The 22,473-nt window shown below is 65.9% G+C and carries 17 protein-coding genes and 2 pseudogenes; 1 reads left to right on the top strand and 18 read right to left on the bottom strand.

Annotation, left to right across the window (positions count from 1 at the left end):
- Positions 1-62 precede the first annotated feature (62 nt).
- The 3 genes from VGC13_RS18195 to VGC13_RS18185 all read right to left on the bottom strand — a co-directional run bounded on the left by VGC13_RS18195 (position 63) and on the right by VGC13_RS18185 (position 3,338).
- Positions 63-1,343: a serine hydrolase domain-containing protein gene (locus tag VGC13_RS18195; RefSeq protein WP_331126708.1), complete on the bottom strand. Its 1,281-nt coding sequence runs from the start codon at positions 1,341-1,343 to the stop codon at positions 63-65.
- 221 nt (positions 1,344-1,564) lie between these two features.
- A complete protein-coding gene (locus VGC13_RS18190) occupies positions 1,565-2,005 on the bottom strand; it encodes a GNAT family N-acetyltransferase (RefSeq protein ID WP_331126707.1) in 441 nt (146 codons plus the stop codon).
- Between the two features lie 385 nt (positions 2,006-2,390).
- A complete protein-coding gene (locus VGC13_RS18185; RefSeq protein WP_331126706.1) occupies positions 2,391-3,338 on the bottom strand; it encodes a glycosyltransferase family A protein in 948 nt (315 codons plus the stop codon).
- A 464-nt stretch (positions 3,339-3,802) separates the two neighbouring features.
- On the opposite strand from VGC13_RS18185, the gene VGC13_RS18180 reads away from it, so the two are divergent.
- Entirely contained in the window at positions 3,803-4,585 is a 783-nt protein-coding gene (locus VGC13_RS18180) for an alpha/beta fold hydrolase (RefSeq protein WP_331126705.1), read from the top strand.
- Positions 4,586-4,756: 171 nt separating this feature from the next.
- Here VGC13_RS18180 and VGC13_RS18175 read toward each other — a convergent pair whose 3' ends face one another.
- From VGC13_RS18175 to VGC13_RS18105, 15 genes and pseudogenes are all read right to left on the bottom strand, one after another.
- Positions 4,757-5,317 (bottom strand): dihydrofolate reductase family protein, encoded by a 561-nt coding sequence (locus VGC13_RS18175; RefSeq protein WP_331126704.1) that lies wholly within the window; start codon positions 5,315-5,317, stop codon positions 4,757-4,759.
- A gap of 230 nt (positions 5,318-5,547) precedes the next feature.
- On the bottom strand, positions 5,548-6,012 hold the full coding sequence (locus VGC13_RS18170) for a hypothetical protein (protein WP_331126703.1): 465 nt from the start codon (positions 6,010-6,012) through the stop codon (positions 5,548-5,550).
- Positions 6,013-6,075: 63 nt separating this feature from the next.
- Positions 6,076-6,402, bottom strand: a complete 327-nt coding sequence (locus VGC13_RS18165; RefSeq protein ID WP_331126702.1) for a hypothetical protein — start codon at positions 6,400-6,402, stop codon at positions 6,076-6,078.
- A gap of 314 nt (positions 6,403-6,716) precedes the next feature.
- Positions 6,717-7,517: a nucleoside deaminase gene (locus tag VGC13_RS33690; RefSeq protein WP_331126701.1), complete on the bottom strand. Its 801-nt coding sequence runs from the start codon at positions 7,515-7,517 to the stop codon at positions 6,717-6,719.
- Between the two features lie 175 nt (positions 7,518-7,692).
- Positions 7,693-8,517: a hypothetical protein gene (locus VGC13_RS18155; RefSeq protein WP_331126700.1), complete on the bottom strand. Its 825-nt coding sequence runs from the start codon at positions 8,515-8,517 to the stop codon at positions 7,693-7,695.
- 198 nt (positions 8,518-8,715) lie between these two features.
- Positions 8,716-9,372 (bottom strand): hypothetical protein, encoded by a 657-nt coding sequence (locus VGC13_RS18150; protein WP_331126699.1) that lies wholly within the window; start codon positions 9,370-9,372, stop codon positions 8,716-8,718.
- Between the two features lie 897 nt (positions 9,373-10,269).
- On the bottom strand, positions 10,270-12,657 hold the full coding sequence (locus VGC13_RS18145; RefSeq protein ID WP_331126698.1) for a TonB-dependent receptor domain-containing protein: 2,388 nt from the start codon (positions 12,655-12,657) through the stop codon (positions 10,270-10,272).
- A 103-nt stretch (positions 12,658-12,760) separates the two neighbouring features.
- Positions 12,761-14,119, bottom strand: coding sequence for a Kelch repeat-containing protein (locus VGC13_RS18140; RefSeq protein ID WP_331126697.1), 1,359 nt, complete (start codon positions 14,117-14,119; stop codon positions 12,761-12,763).
- Between the two features lie 477 nt (positions 14,120-14,596).
- Entirely contained in the window at positions 14,597-15,553 is a 957-nt protein-coding gene (locus VGC13_RS18135) for an alpha/beta hydrolase (RefSeq protein ID WP_331126696.1), read from the bottom strand.
- Positions 15,554-16,678: 1,125 nt separating this feature from the next.
- Positions 16,679-17,635, bottom strand: coding sequence for a DUF3500 domain-containing protein (locus tag VGC13_RS18130; RefSeq protein ID WP_331126695.1), 957 nt, complete (start codon positions 17,633-17,635; stop codon positions 16,679-16,681).
- Between the two features lie 722 nt (positions 17,636-18,357).
- A complete protein-coding gene (locus tag VGC13_RS18125) occupies positions 18,358-19,026 on the bottom strand; it encodes a hypothetical protein (protein WP_331126694.1) in 669 nt (222 codons plus the stop codon).
- Between the two features lie 311 nt (positions 19,027-19,337).
- Positions 19,338-19,553 (bottom strand): annotated as a pseudogene (locus VGC13_RS18120) (hypothetical protein); the annotation flags it as partial.
- Positions 19,552-19,840: pseudogene (locus tag VGC13_RS18115) on the bottom strand (BrnA antitoxin family protein). The pseudogenes VGC13_RS18120 and VGC13_RS18115, both read right to left, overlap by 2 nt.
- Before the next feature lie 238 nt (positions 19,841-20,078).
- Entirely contained in the window at positions 20,079-21,188 is a 1,110-nt protein-coding gene (locus VGC13_RS18110; protein WP_331126692.1) for a ligand-binding sensor domain-containing protein, read from the bottom strand.
- A 35-nt stretch (positions 21,189-21,223) separates the two neighbouring features.
- A complete protein-coding gene (locus VGC13_RS18105; RefSeq protein ID WP_331126691.1) occupies positions 21,224-22,018 on the bottom strand; it encodes an endonuclease/exonuclease/phosphatase family protein in 795 nt (264 codons plus the stop codon).
- Between the last annotated feature and the right edge of the window lie 455 nt (positions 22,019-22,473).

Genomic DNA, 22,473 nt, shown 5'->3' with positions numbered 1-22,473 from the left:
CTTGCTCCACTGCCCCCCTGCAAGTTTACCTGGCTCGCACCCGGACGCCTCTGCGCCTCACGTCATCGGAATGTCGAAAACAGGTCGTGCGCCGGAAACGATGTGACGCCCGCAAGCGCGTTCCATAGTGCGGTATGGAGCTCGGCCTCCAGGTTGGCGGTCAGGGAGCGAGTGTTGAACAGCCCGACCAACGAGAAGTTGTGATACGTGCGCACGAGCATGCTCGTCGTGCCGGGCAGCGTTCCCCCGTGCCACCAGTTCGCGTCGCCCTGGGTTGGGCGAACGAACCAGCCAGCGCCGTAATAGCACGCGCCATCCGGACATACCGCAGCGCCGTTGCTGGCCATCTCCGCGACCAGTGGAGCGCTGAGAATGTCCGGACGATTGGCGCGGCCATCGACGCCGCCCAGGAATCGCAAGAGATCGACGGTCGACGAAACCCAGGCGCCGCTTGCATCCCCCGCTTCGAGGTGGAAGCCCCCGTAGTTGAGGGGCACCGTGCCTTCGCCCGGGAAAACGGATGGCACCAGCGGCGCGTTCACGCCCGCCCCGGGCCAGTAGTACTTCACCTCGTCCGCGAGCGCGTCGCCCATGCGCGACTTGCCCTGCTGCGTGCGATTGGCGCCCACGGGCTGCAGCACGCGTGCGCGCACGTACTCCTCGTACGGCATGCCGCTCACACGCTCGATCACGCGGCCGAGGATGATAAAACCGAAATTCGAGTAGGCGAACCTCTCGCCCGGATCAAAGTCCAGCGGCATTCCCTTCATGTAGCGGACGAGCGTTTCGGCGGACGCCGGCGCGGGCGCGTTGACCGCGGCTGCGGCGATCGCCGGCCGATCGATCGGGTCGAATCCACCATTCGGCTTCCCACGATCCCAGCCCCCGGTGTGGTTGAGCAGGTGCCGGATCGTGATCTGCTCCCACCGCGGATCGACGTTCGCTCCCGGCGCGGGGGTGAGGTGCGCAATGAATGGCGCAACGCGGTCGTCCAGCCTGAGCTTGCCTTCTTCCACCAGCTTCATGATGGCGGCGGCGGTGATCGGCTTGGACATGCTGGCGATCCGGAACAGCGCGTCGGGCTGCACCGCAGTCTTGTTCTCGACATCGGCGTAACCAAAGCCGCGCGCGTAGATCAGCTTGCCGTCGCGCATCACGGCAACCACGCCACCGGGAATGGCGTACTTCCGCATGAAATCGGTGATGGTCTGATCGTAGGACTCCATTCCCGGCACGGCGGCACCGCTGATCGGAATCTCCGCGGGAGGCGTGACCGGAGGAGAGAAAGGCGACGGATCCTTGTCGCATGCGACGAATGACGCAGCCACCAGCACGCCAGTCATCAACGCTCGTGCGCGTTTCATAAGCACTTTCCGATCGCGGTTGTGCGTGCGGAGTCGCTTCATGGGACGACCTAACCCGGGACGATAGGGGCCGGAGCAGGAGGCTTGTCCCAGCATGCGGCTGCCAGCCGACCGGGGCCGTGAAGGAGGGTAGCCGCCGAACACCAGGTTCAGCGGCGGTGAGCCTGAACAAATGCCTCAGCACTCACCATTGTCTGGGCTCATCGTCCGCTGCAACGCTGGTTCGGCGGCGGGGTGAGCAGCTCCGCCGCTAACGTTTTGCGATACTTTACCGAGCGCTCTACCTCGGAGAATCCCAACGCCGCATGGGCTTGCCGCGAGGTCATATTCTCGAGCAGCGCATCTGAGGCGAGTTCCTGGTAGCCTTGCTGTAGAGCCCACCGCTCGCCTTCTCGAACTAGCGCAGCCCCCACACCCTGTTCCCGCGCGTCCGGATCGACGTACCAGCCTTCGAGGTAAGCGACGGGGCTGGTGCGGCAGCCATCTGCATAGGGGCGAGCGCCTAGCTCAGCGAATCCCGCGAGCCCGTTTCCACTCGGCCGCTCCGCCACGAGCACAACGGCATCCGAGCGTGCGAGCCAGTCCGCGGCATCCGCAGCCTCTTCCTCCGCGACGTGGTGAGGCCAGAGTGCGCGCCGCATGCGGAGCCACTCAGCAGAGTCCCCAGGTTGATATAGTCGGACCTTCATCCGCTCCCTCAATGAGCCGCCTAACGACACAAGGGTCAGGGGATGCGGGGCCGGCGTGCAAGGCTGTCGTCTGCGAAAGCATGCCCGGCCCCGCATCCCCTGCAGCCGATCGCCAGGCCGGAGGTATGCCCGGAGTAGTCTGCCTGGCTCCTCCGCCTGTCCATGGCCGCAGGAGCCGCCCTCCGTGTACTCATGCTGACCCAGATGGACGGTGAACGGCCTGGTCGTAGTGCGCCTGACGTCCCTGACGTTCACTGGCGAAGGGCCGTGCGCCGAAATCAGCAGAGCACGCGAAAACATGTGCTGGCACGCGACTCCTGGAGTATCGATCGGCGCATCACGAGCGCAGCCCCAGGGCAGCGCGCCCCTTTTCACCCGCGAACAGGAATCCGGTCCGCAGTACCCGGCGCCAGTTTCTCGCCCGGACGCCGTCGCTGAAGTTCTCCGCCAGGCAGTCGACGAAGATCTTCGTCAGCGCCGCCAGCCCGCGATGAAAGGCCGCTTCGGCCGCCGGGTCCCCCTGCACCAGCGGCCACTGACGGTCGTAGACGGCACGAATGCTACGCAGCATGCGCTCCCCGTCGCGGGACGAGCTGGCGCTGTAGCGGCGGTAGCGCGTCACCGCGAGTTCCTCGTAGCACCAGGCCGGGTACTCGCGCGCCACCCGCAGGTAGAAATCGAGGTCGTCCGCGCCCCAGGGATCGCGAAAGCCCCCCACGGCCTCCACGGCCTCACGCCGGAACATCGCCGAGGAGGGCGGGATGATGTACCAGTCGAAGCCGAGCAGGATGTTGTACAGCCAGGATTCGCGCGGCAGGCTGGCCACGCCCCACGGGACGGGAGTTCCCTCGTACGTCATCTCCTCACGCCGTCCGATGACGAATCCGCATTCGGGATGCTCCACGAACGCCCGAAGCCCCGCCTCCAGGGCGTGTGGCAGCAGGTGGTCGTCGGCATCGAGAAACACGAAGTACCGGCCGCGGCTCGCGCGGATGCCGGTGTTGCGAGCGACGGCCGGTCCGCCGTTGGCCTGCCGCAGCGTGACCGTGCCGGCGTGCCGGGCGGTGATGGCGCCGACGTCCAGGGGCGATCCGTCGTCCACGACAATGGTTTCGAAGTCGCGGCACGTCTGTGCGGCGACCGTGTGCAGCGTCTCGTCGAGCAGTTCCGCCTGCTTCGGCGTCGCGACGTAGCACGGGATGACGATGGAGACGAGCGGCATGGGAGGATGCGTCCGGTCCCCCGGATCGGGCAGCGCCACCAGTGCATCTTCGGGTGCGGTCATCAAGCTCTCAGCAAAGGTGTGCCCGTTTGTCGCACGCAGGTCGCTGGATGCGAGTGCCCCGGGGCGGCCGCGGGTCGCCGATCCCCGCGCCGGACGACACAAGGGTCACGGGCGCGGGGCCAACGCGCAAGACTTTCGTCTCGCCCGAAAGCATGCAAGGCCCCGCATCCCCTGCAGCCAATTGTCAGGCCGCTCAGAGCAGGCATTTGACAGCGACAGCTTACACGAGTTTTGTAACCTGTTGCCGTACATGCAAATACGACAGAGCCGCTCCGGATGCGTGTACAACACGCCCGGAGCGGATCCGAGCCTGGACCCCCTGAACAGGATCTGACGCTGCTTCTCATCCGCCTGTTCGCCGCGGCGTGAGGACGATATGCTCAGACGCGATTTCCCGAAGACCGCCGCAGCGACCGCAGTGCTGACTGCGACCCTTTCCGTTCAAAGCCAGGGAGCCATCCGCGATGCCGAACGCCAACTTTGCCGACGTCAACGACCAGCACGTCTTCTACAGCGTGCACGGCGCCGGCAAGCCGCTCATCCTTCTTCACGGTGGCGTAACCCCCGACAGCTTCGGCGGCAACCTGGCTGAACTGGCCAGGGACCGGCAGGTGATCGCGGTCCATCTCCAGGCGCATGGCCGAACCCCCGACACCGACCGGCCTCTGCGCAGTGAATCGCTCGGTGACGACGTTGCCGCCCTGATCGGACATCTGAATCTCGGCAAGGCGGACGTCATGGGCTACTCCATGGGCGCCGCCGTCGCGCTGCAGACCGCCATCCGCCATCCGGACGCAGTCGACCGGCTCGTGCTCGTGGCGGCAAGGATGAAGCACGATGGCGCGTATCCGGAGGTCGTGGCGGCCTTCAACCAGATGGAGGCCAACGCCCCGATCATTGGCCCTGGCGTCAAGGCATCACCATTGGGGCAGGCCTATCCCGACGTCGATTGGACGAACCTGTTCCGCAAGCTGGGCGACCTGACCAAACGCCCCTTCGACTGGAGCGCCGACGTCGCCAAAGTCCAGGCCCGGACACTGCTGGTCTTTGCCGATGCCGACTGCATCCGGCCCGAACACATGGTCGAGTTCTGGAAGGCGCTGGGAGGCGGCCAGCGCGATGCCGGGATGGATGGCTCGCTGCGGCCCGCAAACCAGTTCGCGATCGTGCCGAACGCCACCCACCACACACTCCCCGTCGATCCGATGCTACCGCAGATCGTCGAGCGCTTCCTCGCAACCGAATAGGCTTCGATCGGTTTCGAACGGGGGAGTGCATGCGCGCTTCACGTAGCGCGGCCGACAGCACGCCGGCCGCCTCGCGGTCGAGGTGGCGGTTTGCGGCGCGGGCGATCGTGTGTGCGTAACGCTCGGGTTCAGCGGCGGGCCGCGCAGCGGACCGTCCGCTGCAACGCGTTGTCAGCCGCGCACGCGCCGGTAGTGCATGGCGACTGCGCCGTTGCGGAGCGGCGTCGACGAGACCAGCTCGAGCCGCCGCGTGCCGGGGAGTCCGCTCTCGTAAAGGGTCGGGCCATGACCGGCGATCCTGGGGTGGACGAGGAACTTGTACTCGTCGATCAGATCCAGCCGGTCCAGCTCGGCCGCGAGCTTGCCGCTGCCGAGGAGCACGCCGGCAGGGGTCGCATCCTTGAGTTTCTGCACGTTCGTGCGCAAGTCGCCGGCGATGTGGTGGCTGTTGGTCCACGGGAAGTCCGTTCGCGTCGACGACACCACGTACTTCGGCTTGGCCTCCAGCTTGACCGCCCACTCGCGCATCGCCGGCGGCGCCTCCTCGTCGCCCCGCGCGACCGCCGGCCAGTAGCCCTCCATCATCTCGTAGGTGACGCGGCCCCAAAGCATCGCCCCGCCCTCGTTCATAAGGCGGGTGAAGAAAGCGTGTGTCTCGTCGTCGGCGATTCCCTCCTGGTGGTCGACGCAGCCGTCCAGGGTGACGTTGAGGCTGAAGGTTAGAAGTCCCATGCGATGCTCCGAGTTGGGCGTTCCGCTGGATTGTCGCTTGTCGACGAATTACCTCGCAGCGGCGAACGCGCCTCAAGGGTCAGGGGTGCGGGGCCAGCGCGCAAGCTCTCGTCGCGCGAAAAGCATGCACGGCCCGCATCCCCTGCAGCCGGTTATTAGGCCGCCAGCGGGCGGTCACCTGGCCCGCCTCAGCGCGCCAGCCCATGAGCGCACCGCACCGAATCAGCGAGTTAGCCGTCAGCCCCTTGCGCTGGACAAACGAGAGCAACGAGTGCGGATGAGAGCCCACCAGCGAAGAGAGCCAGAACCGACAAAGCCACCGCGATCAGTGAGAAATCTCCTAGCGCCTGGCCAATGGTATAGCCGTCGAAGTTGCCAAGGTGCGCGGGAACCTGAAGCCCGTGCGAGATGACGGTCACGACTGATACCGCCAGGGCAAAGACAACGGGCAGCAGGACGGTGAGCAACAGCGGCGTCTCGATGGGTGAGCGCCGTGACAAAAACACGGCGGCCAACGCGAACGCTGCGACGAGAAGGGGCGCCAGGACATTTCCCGCGAGCGCGAAGAACTCTGGGGACGGATACGTGAACACTTTGAACGGATACGTGTTCACGAGCGAATGCCTGAGGATGAACGACTCACCCGCGACGCCTGCGGTCGCGAGGACTGCAGCCAGGGCATTGTGAAGTTGCATGATTCTTGGCGGATCAAGGGTCCCTCGGAATCCGGGCCAGCCGATCTTTCGGCCTCTCCGTCGTCACGGCGCGAACGCGTCCGACGCGGCGGCCTGAAACACGGTCCAGAGCTTCGCCTCGAGCTCGGGCTGCGGCAGGGTTGAATCGACCAGGTACGATTCGCGGTCTTCCTGCTCCACTTCCGAGACGCCCGGAATCGTGGAGAAGCGCTCCGGCAGGGAATCAAAGATCTCCGCACCCAGGTACGACTCGGCGCCTTCGAACATCGTGAACCGATACGTCCCCTCTGCGTCACCCGGTAAGACCTCGAAGTACCAGTCGTCCTTCTTTGGTGGATAGCCGAGATCCGCTCTGATCCCGGCGTCCGCGCCTTCGGGGGTGCTCGTCAAAGCGGGCTCTCCTGATTGTGTGTATGCGAATGCGGCGGTAACGAAGCACGCCGAAAGCCGAGAGGGGCAGATCCGGAGCCCGCAAGAGTCCCTCCACGGGAGGAGTAGGAGCGGCTTGCGAGGCGCCGAGCATTACTCTCTGCCTGCAACGCACCGGCGGGTCCTCCTGACACACCCAAATCCACGCCGGAGTAGCCGCCTGACGACACAAGGGTCAGGGGTGCGGGGCCGCCGCGCAAGACTCTCTTCGGCGCGAAAGCATGCAAGGCCCCGCATCCGCTGCAGCCGATTGTTAGGCCGCATGAGCGCTGTGTTTACTGAACTGGCATCCCAAGCAGACGTTGCAAATCTGCGAGTGTGTTTGAATTGCGAAGATCTCCGCTAGCTGTCGACGTGAGATCACTGGGCTTGGTTTGTCTGATCAGGTCAAAGGCGATCTTCAGTTCATCGCGACAGAAGTCGAGAATGTGAGTATCCCGGGTTCCACCGGTTCTCAACTGGTCAGCCTTAGCAATGAGTTGTGCTCGAAGCTGCTCGACCTTATCAGCAAACGCACTCGCGGACCCTGTCAACGCGAGTTGTAAGTAGGTGGTATCATCGCCAGCGTAGTACGCTGCTTTGAGTGTAGTCCACGCCCCACCGTACTTGTTGTCGGGGATCAGGTATGCTACTCGCTTCATACGTGCTACGAGTAGCGCACTTGCACAGTATGGGCATGGCTCCAGAGATGTGTAGAGCGTCACTCCCAAATTGTAGAAGTCATCAAGAGTAGTTCCTTTAGCTAAGAACATCGACGAGCGATAATATCCTTCGATTGCCTGTGTCGGCTGTTTCGGACGCTTCGTGCCAACTCTTGCTATAGCTGTGCGGAGTGCGCGCTGCTCGCCGTGTTGAAGCGGGCTACCATCCATGTGGATTGTATTGCGTTCAAGCGCAAGCACCTCACCATCAGCGTTGTCCACGATTAACGCGTGAATATTGAGTCCGAGTATATGGGAAGGTGCGCTCTCGCCAGGGTATTCCACCGGCACGTCAAAGAGTTCGTATGCTCGGGCTAGGAGACCGAGAGTCGCGAGAGCGTCGCGCTCCGCTTGCCACGTCATCACATCAGCCATGGTCATTCTGATCAGAAAGAGGTGTCGACTTGCGGCCTGACGACACAAGGGTGAGCGGTGCGGGGTCGGCGCGCAAGACTTCCCTCCGGCCGACAGCATGCCCGGCCCCGCATCCCCTGCAGCCGATTGTCAGGCCGCGTCACCGCAAGGCAGTAGGGTGTTGCACTCCAGCCCTCTAATGATTGCGCTTTGAGCTTATCAGCGCGTCGTAGCAACCCCGAAAAGCGACGCCCTGTAGCTCTGACCGGAATTCTTTTGAATGACGCTCAGCAATATGCGTCGCATCGCGAGAACCGAACTCGTTCCATACCTCAGGATGCGAGCATCCGAAGTAGGAAGCTTCGTAGATGCCCCTGAGCGTTTCATCACTGGTGGGAGGAAGTGAAAGCTCAGGGACCGATGAAAATTCTCGCTGTTCAGCAATCCAGCGGGCGATGGGCTTCATCGGTGCGAATCCGATTAGAGCGCCATCGTATCCATTCACGAATACCGCGGCCCAGTCGGCCCGAGTGGTCCGTCCTACAACGATAGACTCGCCCTCCGGAAACTCGCGCACAATCTCGGCGCCCGGGCGCCGCTCTGCCAGGACGCGCACAACACCACGGCTGAGCACGAGGTTGCCGTTAGCGCTACGGAGTTTGAGCGGCTCTGCACGTTCACGTTCTTCGGGAACTGCGCGGACCTCCTCCCGCCGGATGAATCCGATCGTGTCCACTCTCGTCGAGTCCGATGTCAGGACGAGCCAGGCCGAATCAGCGAGCACCGGTGTCACATAACCCAAACCACCCCGACCTACTTCGTAGAGATTGGCTTGGTAGATCCCCGAGATTTCTTCAGTGCCGGAGTTGATCTCCCGCGGCTCACGCCAGACCTTTGTGTCCTCGCCGATGAAGCCGTACTTGCCAGTCGATGGTATCAGACCGATCGGCTCACCGCTCTCGCAGGAGGCCAGTGCAACGAATAAGAGCAGAACAGAGGATCGGCGCGCAGGTTGAGGCATGGAAGCATTGATTCGGCGGAGACTCTGTTGTCGCTTGGGCTACGCTCGCCGCAGGCTTTCTCAGCGTCCTGACGACACAAGGGTCAGGGGTGCGGGCCGGCGCGCAAGACTGTCGTCGGCGAAACGCATCGACAGCCCCGCATCTCCTTCAGCCGATTGCCGGGCCGCGGCCGGGACTGGTCCGGCGACTGTCACTGCCTATTTTCGCGCCGGCAAGCTCGCTGCCGGAACGGGGTTTCGGGGCCGCATCCGAATCGCGCCCTCTACTCCGAAAAGCAGGGGAGCGGGTCCCAGGATTGACCATGCCAGCTGCCGGAGGATCTGCGGTGGACGCCCGAAGCAACCGTCGATCGCACTGGCGGTAAACAGCCATTCCGGCGGCGTCACTGCAAGCGTGATGAAGAGAAGAAGCAGCCAACCTGCCGCAACCATCGCCGGTCCGGTAATCGGCCACCTCCCGACGCGAAACAACTGAGGTCCCGGGAGCGCGATGGCACCCAGCGCATACATCGGCAATGCCAGGATGCTCCAGAAGACGAAGAGGCTGAACACGGCGTCGGACGTCCATCTGGAGCGGCCCAGCGGCCAGACCCACCAGACCCATGCCCCGACAAGCAGAACCCAGATCAGAGCAAAGCCCGCGCGCCGCGCCGTGGCAAGGAGAACAAACGCCCCGGCAAACAGGATCGCGAAAACCCACAGGTGTTGAGACGCGACGCCCGACACCGCACCCACCCACTCGCGGGTCCACAGGGCGAGCACCACCATCAGGAGGACGACCGCAAGCGCGTAGAGAGCCGCAAGCCGAGCGGCCGCCATCATGATCTGCCCGATTCGACTGAGGCGCTTCTCCATCATATCCTCGGCTGGCGTACGAACGCCCGAACGTCCAGGCGCCACGGCTCCGCGATGCTTGTCCAGCGGCCTGACGACACAGGGGTCAGGGGTGCGGGGCCGGCGTGCAAACCTTTCGTCCGGCTGAAAGCATGGACGGCCCCGCATCCGCTGCAGCCGATTGTCAGGCGGCAGCTACCGCGGCCTTTCCGACGCTGAGCCGACCTACTCTGTGGAAAGACGTCAGCATCGTCATGACCACTGAATGGTCCTGGCTGGTTTTACTTCCCGATACGCGAGGTAGAGCAGGATCAGTCGCAACCCGGCTGAGACGTAAAACGCATAGAGAAAGCTGCCGCCCCACCCGTTAGAAAAGTGGCCCCGGCCCGCGTACAAAGCTGATCCCACGGCTAACGACAGGTACACGAGCAGTTCGCATCCCAGGAGCATGAGCCCACGCGCCGAACCGCGCCAAACCATGAACGCGGCCACGACGACAGCGGCCAGGCACAGGATCGCGCCCGTCCGCTGCCACCATGGGGCAAACCCATACACATCATAGGCGCCCCCAGCGATGAAGTGCGGGTTCGCAAGGCTCGCCAGGAGAGTGGCAGTCGCGGCAGCTACCAGAAGGGTTCGGCGCATGCCCATGGGTAACGGTAAGGGCCTGGCGACACAAGGATCAGGGGTGTGGTGCCCGTCCGCAAGCCTGTCCTGGGGAAAGCATGGACGGCGGTCGGCGGAGTCCGGCAGCGGCTTGCGCGAGGCGAGGGCCGGAGCCATGTAGTGGGCAGGGGCGCGGGGGGTGGCACCGCTCGCGTGAGGATTGCACCGCAGCCGCAGGAAGGTCTGCGGCTGCCTGCCGCGGCCGATGGTCGTTGTAGCGCTCCATGAAGTCGGCGGTACCGCTTGGCCGCATCAGAAGATCCGGGCGGGCCCCTCCGTCCGGGCCGGCGCATCCTCACGCGGCGCGCCACCCACCGCCCAGGACGCGAACAGCGACAGCAGCGGCCGCGCCGTGCGCCGGCGGCTCTCCTGCGTGAAGGTCGCGTCGGCGACCCGGAACTCCAGGCGGTCGCTGCGCAGCGGGTCGCTGATGCGCAGCGTCACGCGCCCGCGGTCGCCGGCGAGCCGCTGCGTCAGCGCCAGCTCGCTGGTGAACGCCGGCAGGATCTCGCCCTGTTCGATGGCCTGTGCGCTCCGGCGGTATGCGTAGAGCTGCGCCGTGGTGTTCTTCGCCACCCGCAGGTCGACGGTGACTCGCGCCGTGGCGTACACGCCGCTGCCGCGGAACGCGGCGGCCGTCGTCTCGATGCGGGCGACGCTCCCCGCCACCGTCACGACGATGCGCTCCGCCGGCCGTGCGCGCACGCTGGCGTCGGCGCCGGTGGCCCGCGTCCCGATCAGGTTCTTCAGCGTGGTCGTCGAGCCGCCGCTTGCCGTCGTCGCCATGAGCGGGCGGATCGGGTCCCGTGTCCAGCGAAGAAACGGCGTCAGCTGCAGCGTCAGCCGCGAGCCGTGCCGTTCCACGCCGAGCTCCACCTGGTCCGAGACTTCCGGCAACAGCGACGGATTGCCGATGATCTCGTTCATGTCGTCCTCGCCCATGGAGAACGGGTTCAGCATCTCCGGCCCGGGCCGGTGGATGCGGCGGCCGTACGCGAGCCGAACCACGCGGGCGCGGCGCGCGTCGGTCCACTCGCCGCTGATGCTGGGGAAAAGGCGCACGGCGGTCCGGGCGCTGGCGGAGTCGAGCCGGATGCGGGTCCGGTCCGCCTCCACGCGCACCCCCGCCTCCGCGCGCACGCCGCCGGCCGATCGGTGCGCGGTGAGATAGCCGGCGTGCACTCGCGTCTCGTAGCGGTAGCCCCGCGACACGGTCGCGCCAACGTGGGTCGCATCGTGCGCGGCGGTGAGGGTGCGGAACTGGGACTCCTGCCCCACGTCCAGACCGATGCCCGGGAAGCGCACCTCCAGGTCGTTGCGGAGGACGTGCTCACGCTGCCGCGAGGCCATGGCGATGGACAGGTAGCGGTAGCCCGCATCCTCGTTGTCGTAGTCGCCGCGAAAATCCTCCTTCACCAGGCTGGTGCGCGCTTCGGCGGTGAAGCGGACGCGCCCTCGATCGACGCTTGCGACGGCGCCCAGCTCCGCCGCCGGGATCACGTGCTCCAGCAGGCTGCCGGTCGCGCTCGTCCCCCTGTTCCCCGCCGCATCCGTGTAGACGAACGCGGTGCGGTTCCGGTACGCGCCCTCCATCCAGGAGTACGCCCCGCGCAGCGCCAGGGACGTGTTGGGTGCCGGCGTTGCGGCTGCGCCCGCCAGGATGGAGTGCAGGCGGTGGCTGGCACGTGCGCGGCTGTCCTCGTCCGTCTGGAGCGGAAGGTCCCCGGGCACGACGCTCCAGCGCGCCGTCCTGGAGTCCGTCCGCGGCCGCGTGGCGGACAGGGCGTACGTCGCATCCCAGCTCAGCACGCCACCCGCGCTCCCCGAGGCGGCGGCGGAGCCCATGTAGTGATCGTCCGTGGCCATGGAGCCCGCCACGGAGCGCATACCGGTGCGCCGCGCGGCATCGTCCCGGAAGACGAGGTTCACCACGCCGGCGGCGCCGTTTGCATCGTGCCGCGCGGACGCGGCGGTGCCGGCCTCGATGCGTTCCAGCGCCGTCGCCGGCATCTGGCGCAGAAACGCGGCGAGGGCGTCACCGGTCAGCGGGATGCGCCGCCCATTCATCAGCACGAGCACGCTGGTGCTGCCGCGCATGCCGATGCGCCCGTCCGCATCCAGCTCGACGCCCGGCACCGTGCGCAGGACGTCCGCGATGCTGCCCCCCGCCGCCGCGGACGCGCGCGTGTCCACCACGGTGGCGCCGCTGCGCAGCTGGACCGCGTCGCGGCGCGCGCCCACCGTCAGCGTATCCAGCCGCAGCGGACTGCACGGGAGGCGCACGCTCCCCGCGCTCACGGGCGCGTTCGCGAGGGTGACCCGCCGGCGGTGCGGCTCATTCCCCGGATAGCGGATCTCGAGCGTGTACGTGCCGGCGCCGGCGCGGACGGCGAAGCGGCCAGTGGCATCGGCGACCGACGCCGCCACCAGGTGGCGCCCGGGGCCGTCGCCGTGGAAGAGCTGGACGATCGCACCGCCCGACGGAGTGCCCGCGCACCAGGCGGTTCCCGTCAGCACCACCTGCGCGCCGCCGGCCGGACCGCCGTGATGTTCCTGCTGTGCCGCCGCCGGTGTGCGCATGGCCGCGAGGGCACCGCACACGGCCGCGACCGCCGCCGCTCGTGCAAGCATGCGCACCATGAGCCGATCTCCCGCCGCCGCCCTCAGCGACCGCTGGCGGCGGGCGTGGGGGCCGGCAGGCGGCCGGGGACGAAGGCCGCCACCCGGCCCGCGACGATCCGCGTCATTCGCAGCTCACCGCCGGCCGGTAGACCTGGTTGAGCAGGCTGCCGAAGCTGCCGCCGATCTGGGTGCCGCCGCCGGTTGCCCAGATCAGGCCGTCGACGAAGGCCGACCCGACGACCCCGTGGATGGGGATTGGCATGTCGGGAAGGCTCGACCATCGGTCGGTCCGAGGATCGTAGTACTCGTGCTGGGGGGTCATGCCGGTCGGCGCCTCGCCGCCCCATACGTGGAAGCAGCCCCGGGCCATGACGCCGTTGATGCCGCTGCGGCCGCTCAGCATGGGGGCCGCCGTCGTCCAGCTCCGCGTCTGCGGGTCGAAGACTTCGTGCGCCGTCGTCTTGAGCGGTGACAGGCCGTTGCCGAGACGCCCGCCGACGACGTGGATGCGGCCGTTGATCGCCGCGCCGGTAATGTGATTGCGCTGGGTAGGCAGATCCGGCAGCACCTCCCACCGGTCGGCCGCCGGGTCGTAGACGGCGAAGTCGCTTCCGCGCGGCACGCGTCCCCCGGCGACGTAGATCTTGCCGTCGTGCACGACGGCCACGCCCCCGCTGCGAGCCGTGGGCATACGGGCCTTCTCGACCCATGCACCCGTCGCGGGATCCAGCTCGTACACCGTGTCGACGTAGCCCTCCTGGTCCGCCGTGAGCTGGCCGCCGATCAGGTAGACTTTTCCGTTGACGGCGGCCGCCATCCCGTGGTTGTTGGGCTGCGGGAGCTGCGGTCCGAGCGCCCAGCGGTCGCTCGCGACGTCGTAGACCTGGACCGTGCGGGCCGTCTGCCGGCTCGGCGGATAGCCGCCCATGAGGTAGAGCCTGCCGTTCGATTCGGCGACCGCCAGCTCGGAGTTGGGCTGGATCAATGCTGCCCGGAGGCCCCATTCGCCGGGTCCAACCGGCACGCGGCTGAGAACGAACGCGGACGCATCCGCCTGCGCTCCGCCTGCCACCGTGACCGACGCCGTCCCCGCCGCGCCGAGGGTAAAGCCGGCCGGGGGCGTAACCGCCAGCGTATACGTTCCGGGGGGCACGTTCGCGAAGGTGTAGGCGCCGTCTGCACCGCTGTTCGTGGTGCGCGCAGCCTGCCCGTTTCCGGTCAGCGCGACCGCGGCGTTCGCCACGGCGCCGCCGCTGTTGTCGGTAACGGTGCCCCGGATGCCGCCATGGGTGTCGGAGCCGCCGTCGGTCGGACCCCCACCATCACCGCATGCCGCGAGAATGACGGCTGCCGCGACGCTGAGCGCACGCCGCACGGAGCCTCCGGCGCCGGGGCCTGGCGGGGGCGGCGGGGTGCCCGGCCGGGCTGCGGAGCCCGCGCGTGCGGAATGGAACGCGGCTGCCAGCGCTACCAGTTTCATGTACGCTCTCCAGCGAAGGTCATCGATTCGATCGCGAGTCGTTGCCAATCAGCGGCTCGCAGCCAGGCCCGCTCGAAACCTGCATCTCGCCCGGGGGGGGGCCGGATCCGGCTCGATCCCCGGACCCGGCCGCCGGGTCTTCGCCGCATGCCGCCAGCAGCAAAGCGAACGATCGCCATCGTGGGTTTCATGAACCCGCCTGGGCGGCGTCGAGGCCAATCCTTTCGGCCAGCCAGTCATGCCTGTCGTGCACGGCCTCTTGATCGAGGTTGTGTCCCGCGGGATACCCGTGAATCGTCCTGGGCTGCGGCGCGGCTGCGTGCAGCTCCGCCGCATCGGGAGGGGGGCACGCTCCAGGGAAGATCATCGATTCGATTGCGAGTCATTGCCGGTCAGCGGCTCTCACGGCCAGGCGTTCACCGGCGAAACCCCCGATTGAGACCTGCATCCGAGCCATGTAACGACCCAGCGACAGCGCTACTGACGGGCGTCGAGACCGATCTCCTCGTGCAGCCAATCCAGCCTGTCGAACGCCGCCTGCTGGTTGAGTCCGTGTCCCGCGTCATACCACCGAATCGTGTTTGGCCGCGGCGCGGCTGTATGCAACGCCTGCGCATCGGCCGCGGGGACCAGGTTGTCCAGCCGTCCGGATTGCAGCAGCAACGCGGTGGGCGGCGCGTGCGCAATGAATCGGATCGGCTCGATGGGTGTCATGGCCCGCAACCAGTCGGCACGGGTTGCACACGACAGGTTGGCCAGGATGCCGCTGGAATCTTCCGGACCGGTGAAGTGCGAGACGAGGCCGCCGTCTCCCACCACGAGCACCGTGGCCTCGATGCGCCGTTCGATGCCGGCGAACAGCGCACCCATCGCGCCGCCGTAGCTGATGCCGAGGTAGGCGATGCGCGCATCGTCGACGTTGGGCCGTGCGCGCAACACGTCGACGGCGCGCTGCAGGTCCTTGATCAGCTGGATCTGCTCGTCCCGGTCCCGGGTGCTGAACTGGACGGGCGGCCCACCGCGGCGAGCAAACGGGGCGTCGATCGCAATCACCACCGCGCCGTGCTCCGCGAGCTGCTGCGCCTGGGCCGCCATGACGCGCGCATTGCCGGGCAGGCCGTGCATGAGCACCATGCCGGGGCGCAGACTGGAGCGTGTGACCGGATCGAACAACAATCCGGTTACCGATCCGCCGTCCGGACTGCTGAAGGAGATGGCGCTGACCTCCACGCCCTTGTTCGTGGATTCGACCGTCTTTTGCAGGTTCAGCGGCGCACTGGCGTCGTACGCGAACAGGTTCCGGTCTGCCGCGGTCGCCACGCCCCCGAAATCGGGACGTGCGACCGCACACGAATCGGCGGCGGCGCGCGGCCCGGTCGTGGAGCCCGCGCATGCGGAAACGAACAATGCCACCAGTGCTATTGCAGGTTTCATCAGCACTCTCCAGGGAAGCTCATCGATCCGATGCTCGGCCCGACCCTACGGTCGCGTCGCCCAACCGGGGCGTCGTGCCTCGTCTCCGCCACATTGGTGAAATCAACGCGCCACACGTTGCGATCAGGACATCCCCCCTGACTGCCGCCAGATCCAGATCCTCGCGTGCGATCCGGAGCCGGCTGACGGGTCGTTCAGTGGACGGACTTCCGGCCAGCGGCACGAGCGGAGCGCAGGGCCGAACCGCGCCATCCCAGGCAATGCTCATCGCCCCCTGACGCCAGTCCTTCGTCTCCGTTCCTCGTGCTCCTGTAGACACGCCACCGCCGCACAACCCCTATTCGCCACGGACGCGCTGGCCGTTTGGCGTGTGACCGGAAAGCAACGTGCGCGGCACTCCGATATCCGCATGAAAACCGGCCCCGCGGCGTCATCGCCGCGGGGCCGGTCGCGTGTCGCGCATCCACCGTCCGTCAGCCGTGGGTGACGGACGCTTGGCTGATCAGGATGAACACACGGCAGCCGCGGGGAAGTATCACCTGCGGCTGCCGCGATGCTTGCCCAGCGGCCTAACGACACAAGGGTCAGGGGTGTGGGGCGCCGCGCAAGGCTTTCATCGCGCCGAAAGCATGCAAGGCCCCGCATCCGCTGCAGCCGATTGTTAGGCCTCGCCGGGCGCTCGCGCGAGAATCAACTCGCCGTTCCTGTCCCGGCCGGTGGGCGGCGGGACCGGGCCACGGCGGCAAGGGCGCGGAGGGTGGTCAGGTACGAGTCCGACGACCGGAACCCCTGCCGAGCCAGGGCCGCCGCGACCGCCGCCTCGTCCGCCTCCGCCACCAACGCCTCCAGGATGGCGAGCCGTCGGTGCGGAAGGTCCGGGCCGACACCTCCGAGTAGCCCGGGCCCTTCGCCGCAATGGCCTTCTCAATGAGGCTGTCGTGTGGTCCACGCTTGAAGTCCTCTGCCATCGCTACGCCTCCCTACGCATCCCTGCAGAGATATTTGCGAGCGGCCTGACGCCCAGTTCAGCTGCAAGGCCGCAGGGTTGGAGCCATGCGGCCTGTTTGGAACGCCGCGCCGCCCTATCAGCTGCAACGATTCGTCAATTCATGCGCGCAAGCCCGTTCAGTCACGGTGAGACTGCCGTGAATAATGCCTCCTCAGCAGATCACCTCCAAAATCGTTCTCCAGGTCGCGCCAGACAGTGTGGATGTGGTTCGCGTCGCTCTGTGTGTTGTCGTACTCCACCAGCACGGTAGGTCCGTGGATGCGGTAGTAGTGCGGCTCGCGGGGCTGGTGCGCACCGGCCCAGGCGAAGTGCAGTCGCCCAAATCCGGCCTGTTCGATACGCCGCAACTGCCGGGATGCGGAGGAGTCCGCCATCCGTCCGGCGTACAATTCGAGCAGCCTGCGCAGCTGCCGTTGCTGGGCAACCGTCATCTCGGCCGCGGGGAGGCCGGCGAACGCCATCGGTCCCACCACGGGATCGTTGCGGGTGAGAATGTCCCCGAATGGCTGCGCGGCGATGGTGGCGCGGGCGCGTTGGCCAAGATCGAGCATGTGCAGCAGCTCGAAGGCGAGGTCCTCTTCCGCGGCGAGCAGCCGAGTCCCTTCGCGCGGGCCGCTGGGAACGCGCGCCGGGTTGGCGCCCATGAAGAGCGGTGCGACGATCTGCCCGTGTGGTCCGAGATCCGTGACGTTCACCGAGAGGTGATGGCCCTCGAAGCTCCAGCCCCAGGGGTGCGGCGTACCACCCGGCCCGCTGAAGAGTGCCAGGTAGTAGAGCTCCGGATCGCGCCCGGGCCCCAGGAGACTGCCCGCCGCTCCTTCCAGCTCGCGGAGAGTGCCTTCGAGCTCGATGATGCCACGCGCGAGCCCGGTGCCGCGCTCACTCAGACCGGTGCCCAGCAGCTCGAACGCTGCTGCACGTTGCCCGGCATCCATCGCCCGCAGAGGGATGCCGGTGCGCCTTTCCGGAACGTACACCCACCTGGTGCGCTCAGGATGGTCGAAGGGAAACGAGGCGGCGGCACGCTGCCTGTCGTTCAGCACCGAGAGGAACGTCCGCGCGGTAACGGCCAACGCAGATGTGTCAGAGACGGATGCTCCCCCCGCGGGCGTTGGCGGTTGGGCACCGCAGCCAAGAAGCGCCCCGGCCAGGACGGCGGGGAACAGGCCTGCCGATCTGAACCGGATGTAGGTGCCAGGATTCGCCATGGGACTCGACTGCGAAGGGAAGCGATCCAACGCCCTCAAGCTCAGGCGCAGTTAGCAGAGAGCGCAAGTGTTCGGGCGCGCGAGGAGCTTGCCCCGTTGCTCACTTCCGCACCGAAAGGATGCGGGCCAACTGTCGCCGGCAGCGCTCTCGTCAGGCGGCTGCGCCTCGTGAGGATGCACGTCAGCCGGAGGAACGTCCGCGGCTGCCGCGAAGCTGAATGGGGCCTGACGACACAAGGGTCAGGGGTGCGGGGCCGGTCAATAGGATCGGAGCGCACGATGTCTGACGAAGCGAAGGATCAGCCGGTCTACACCATCATCAAGCAGAAGCACAGCCGCGGGAGGGATCACCCGCGGCTGCCGTGATGCTTTCCAGCGGCCCGACGTTTGGATTCACCGGCCTGCGCGGCTTTTCGCGCAGGTCCGGTGGATGGATGGGGCAAGCCAGCCGCCCGTCAGGCGCCGGAGGTCGCCGCGTGGCAGATGGGTTCGGCGCGGGCGGAGCCCTTGAGGATCGCGTTCATCACCATGAACCCCACGTGCCCCCATCCGCCTTCTGGAGCACGACGCCACTTGATGGAGCCTCCTTACATCCATTCAGCCTCATGCGGAAAAGGGACCCGCAACCCGACAGACCATTTGCGCCCACGAATCTCAACAGCCTGACGCTGACGCAACCGCTGGACAAAGGACAGCAACCGTTCTCGCTGGCCTGACGGGATGAAGACGCTGAACAAGGCCCCGCCGCGGGCCACGGTCGACGGATCATCCAGGCCGGGCCATTCCGCCGGCCATTTCACGGGCTGTTCTGGCGAATGATCGTATGGCCACAGCATGACTTCGATCTGCCCGGGCCACCACGGCCAGGCTTGCGGGTCAGAGAAGCGAGCGAGGCGACGCAAGATGCCGGCAACCTGGGGTGGGACTGTCCTTGCCTGCTTGGCCTCGGCTTCCGACAAACCGTAGATGCTCGTACACTTCCGTCCGGTATCAAGCCATAGGCAAAGACGCGTCACAGGCTGGTCTGTCCCGTGATACAGCACGTACCGATCCTCGGCAGTCGCGAAGGACCTGCGCTGCTCGGGGGTTCCTACAAGACGATGGAGCGCCCTTCTGTCATGCACGACGGCATACTCGTACCTTTCCCTGCTCACCTGGCGGCGAAAGATGATGGTTCCATCGTCGTAGGCCACGATGGAGGGGCCGTCGGAACCGACCACCATGGCCCACGGATCAGAGGTGATCAGCACGGCCACTGGCCGTGCGTCGGGCCTGGGCAGGTCCTGAGCCTGGCACGGAAGCCCGGAAAGGGCGGCAAGAACGAGAGCGGCTCGTGACACGAGACTTCTCACCGTGCACATACGCAGGAGTAGAGAGAGTGTGTGAATCCAGGCAGCGACAATCCTGATCCGTCCCGATCCGGCTGCTGAGGGCGCAACCAGCACGACTACGGTCAGGAGTTCTGACCGGAGAACGTGCGTGTGAACGGAACCTGTACAAAACCGGCCCCGCGGCGAAGATGCCGCGGGGCCGGTTCCGTATTGTCGTTCAGCCCGTCAGCCGCCCGTCAGGCCGCGGAGGTCGCCGGGTGGCGGATGGGCTCGGCGCGGGCGGAGCCCTTGAGGATCGCGTTCTTCACGTCGCCGATGGCCTTGGTGATGCGGATCTCGCGGGGGCAGGCCTCGGTGCAGTTGAAGATGGTGCGGCAGCGCCACGCACCTTCAGGGTCGTTCAGAATCTCCAGCCGCTCGTCGACCGTGAGGCAAGCGTCTGAACGACGATCAGGACGCCTTGCGTTGCGCGGTGCCACGTAATTCCGCATCAAGACGGTCCGCCAGGAACGTTTTCAACAGTGATTGATAGGGCACGTCGCGCTTGTTCGCCAGCATCCTGATCTCGTCGAGCATGTGCTCAGGGAGCCGAAGGGAGATCGTCCTGGTCGAGGGTTTCAGGTTCGGCAGGATTATACGCTCCGCCCGGGACCAATCCACGTATTCCGTGGAGTCGTGATCAGCCCAGAAAGTCGCGCTCTTCTTCCTCTGAAGCGAACGCGGGAAGTCGATCCTTCATAGTTACCGTGACCTTCTTCAGGTACTGTACGACCGTAGTTACGAAGACCTGCCACCTGCGCGGCTACTGTACGACGTACGTCGAGTAGAGCCTCCATTCCTTGCGGCTCATGTCGCGAGCCGGGATGAGCTCAGCCGCGCGGGCGTCGGCTGCAGCGCCGGGTTGGGCAGCATCCTGCATCGAAGACTCGTCAGGCTTATCCTGCATCAGCAGCGCGCTGCCGTCGCTGCAGACCGTGTCAGTGAATCCGGTCGAACGACGTTCCGTTGAATTTGAACACGCCATTCCCCGTCAACCACAGGTCGCCATGGCGATCCGTGTAGATACCAAGGATGTCCTTGCTCGTCAGCCCGTCTTTGGCCGTGTAGTTCCTCAACGACCTGCCGTCGTATCGCCAGGCACCAGACTCGACGGTGCCGAACCAGATGTTCCCAGCACGGTCTTCTCCGATCGAGAACACCCGGTGCAACGTGGGGGACCCATCCGTTACGTCCCCGGGCTGAGGCACCGTTCTCCCACCGTGCGGCCCCAGAAAGCCAAGCCCCTTCTCCTGCGTGAACTGGGTGGCCGTGTGTCCGTCATGCAGGATGACTCCGATCCCGTTGTTCCCGATCCACAGCCTCCCCCGGCTGTCCTCGAAGACGGTCCGGACGTGGAGCCGGCCGGTGCTCTCGTTGAGCCCGATGCTCTCGTCATCGATGACGGTGAAGGACTGGCCGTCATACCCGAACACCGCCTCGTACGTCGCGAACCAGACCCTCCCGCTTTTCCCCCTGGCGATACCTGTCGTCGCGTGAGCAGTGCCCTGGGGGACAGGGTATGCCAGGTACGTGAAGGCCTCTCCGTCGTACCGATACACACCCGGCTGCGCCTCGATCTCGGTCGGCCTGGACAGCCCATCCTCCTTGAACCACAAGTCTCCCGGACTCAGCCGCCAGTCGTCCCTCGACGTGTAGTCCCTGTTGGTGGGGGTGATGATCTTCTTGCCGTCGAAGCCGCTGATCCCGACGCCTCCCTCGAACCAGACCACTCCGTTTCGATCCTCGTGGATTGACCTGACCTGGTTGTGGCTCAGGCCAACTTCCACGGTGAAATAGGTGAGACGATCGCCGTCGAAGCGGGCGACACCCTCGTTCCAGCTTCCAAACCAGTAGTTGCCCTTGCTGTCCTCGAGGATGGAGCGTACGGTCTTGAACCGGAGCCGCGTAGACGGACGGATGGCGCTGTCGTTCTGCTCCGATCTCGCCGCGTCCTCCTGCGTCGTGCAGGAGATTGCGGGGACAAGGGCAAGCATGACGACTGCTGCCAGAGCCCTGTGCACCTGACCGCGCGTCATCAGCTGGACCATTTTCGCCTCCACACCCGAGATGGCGTGATCGATAATCACAGCGCAAAAGTGACCCGGACGGGGCGGTGATCGCTGAGCCGCTTCATCACGGCGTCCGTTGAGCCGCCCGGGTCGTCGATCGCGGTGTCGCGATCGTACGCGATTATCGTGGGTCCGTCAGTCACGGCGATCGTCGGCGAAAGCACAAAGTGATCAATCACCTCCCTGTCCAAGTTTGTCGTCCACACTCCGGCGCCTGCGGGTACGACGGTCGGCGCGAGCACGCGCCAGCCGTCCTGCGCAACGAGCGGTGCCTGCTCCGGCGAACCGGCGAGCGAGTTGAGATCGCCAAACACAAACGCGGGCAGGTCGCGGAACTCCGGTGGCGGATCGGCCAGAAAGCCGACGACGGCCTCAAACGTCTGCGTGCGTTGCTTGATGCCATCGGGATTAGTAAAGGCGCTACTCTTGGGGTGCACAAGGATCGCAAGCACCTCCTTGCCCGTGGCTCGTTCCTTCAAGCGTGCGACGATCGGACTGCGATTGCCGAAGTCGATTCGCGCCCAGCGGACGAGTTCGACAGTGTCGGTGTTCCACGCGAGGACGAGGTGCTGCGAGCCCGGCTTGCTCGTCAGCGGGGCGTTCGCGGCATCTCGGAAAGTCCACGCGGACCCAACCTTGCTGAGCAATGCTTCGAAACGTAGTACATCGACGATCTCAATGAAGCCGATCACGTCGGTGTTCATCGATCCGATCAGCGACGCGAGCCGCGCGTCGTCCTCGGGCGCATGCTGAAACTTGTCTCCCTGCGTGTCGCCGAACCAGTAGATGTTGAATGTTCCGACTTTCATCGTATGCCCCTTCTTGGCATGATCAGCGCGTACAGTGCCTCGTGAAACTACCTGCTATTTCGCTGTCAACACGGCAACTTCAGCCCCACCGAAGTCGTTCAAGTGGGTGCCTGCTCACCCAATCTCCCTTCAACTTGGCGATGTACCGAGTCGCCCAACGACACAAGGGTCAGGGGTGCGGGGCCGCCGCGCAAGAAGTTCCTCGGGCCGAAGCATGCAAGGCCTCGCATCCCCTGCAGCCGATTGTTAGACCGCGGCTGCTAATTAGTACCAGCCAGACTGACACCCCGTGGGGGTATTTCGTACATTGGAGGCATTTACCAAATACCCAAGCCGAGGAGCAATAGAGTTTAATTCATTCCAATCTGAGGCATCAACCTTTCCTTCCCTCATCCCCTCGGTAATCTCATTCTGGCGTTGGGTTAAGGAGATGTACAGATCCGCCTCTTCAGCGG

This window comes from Longimicrobium sp., from assembly GCF_036399255.1.
Taxonomy (GTDB): domain Bacteria; phylum Gemmatimonadota; class Gemmatimonadetes; order Longimicrobiales; family Longimicrobiaceae; genus Longimicrobium.
This window is presented reverse-complemented; position numbering and strand designations above follow the sequence as displayed.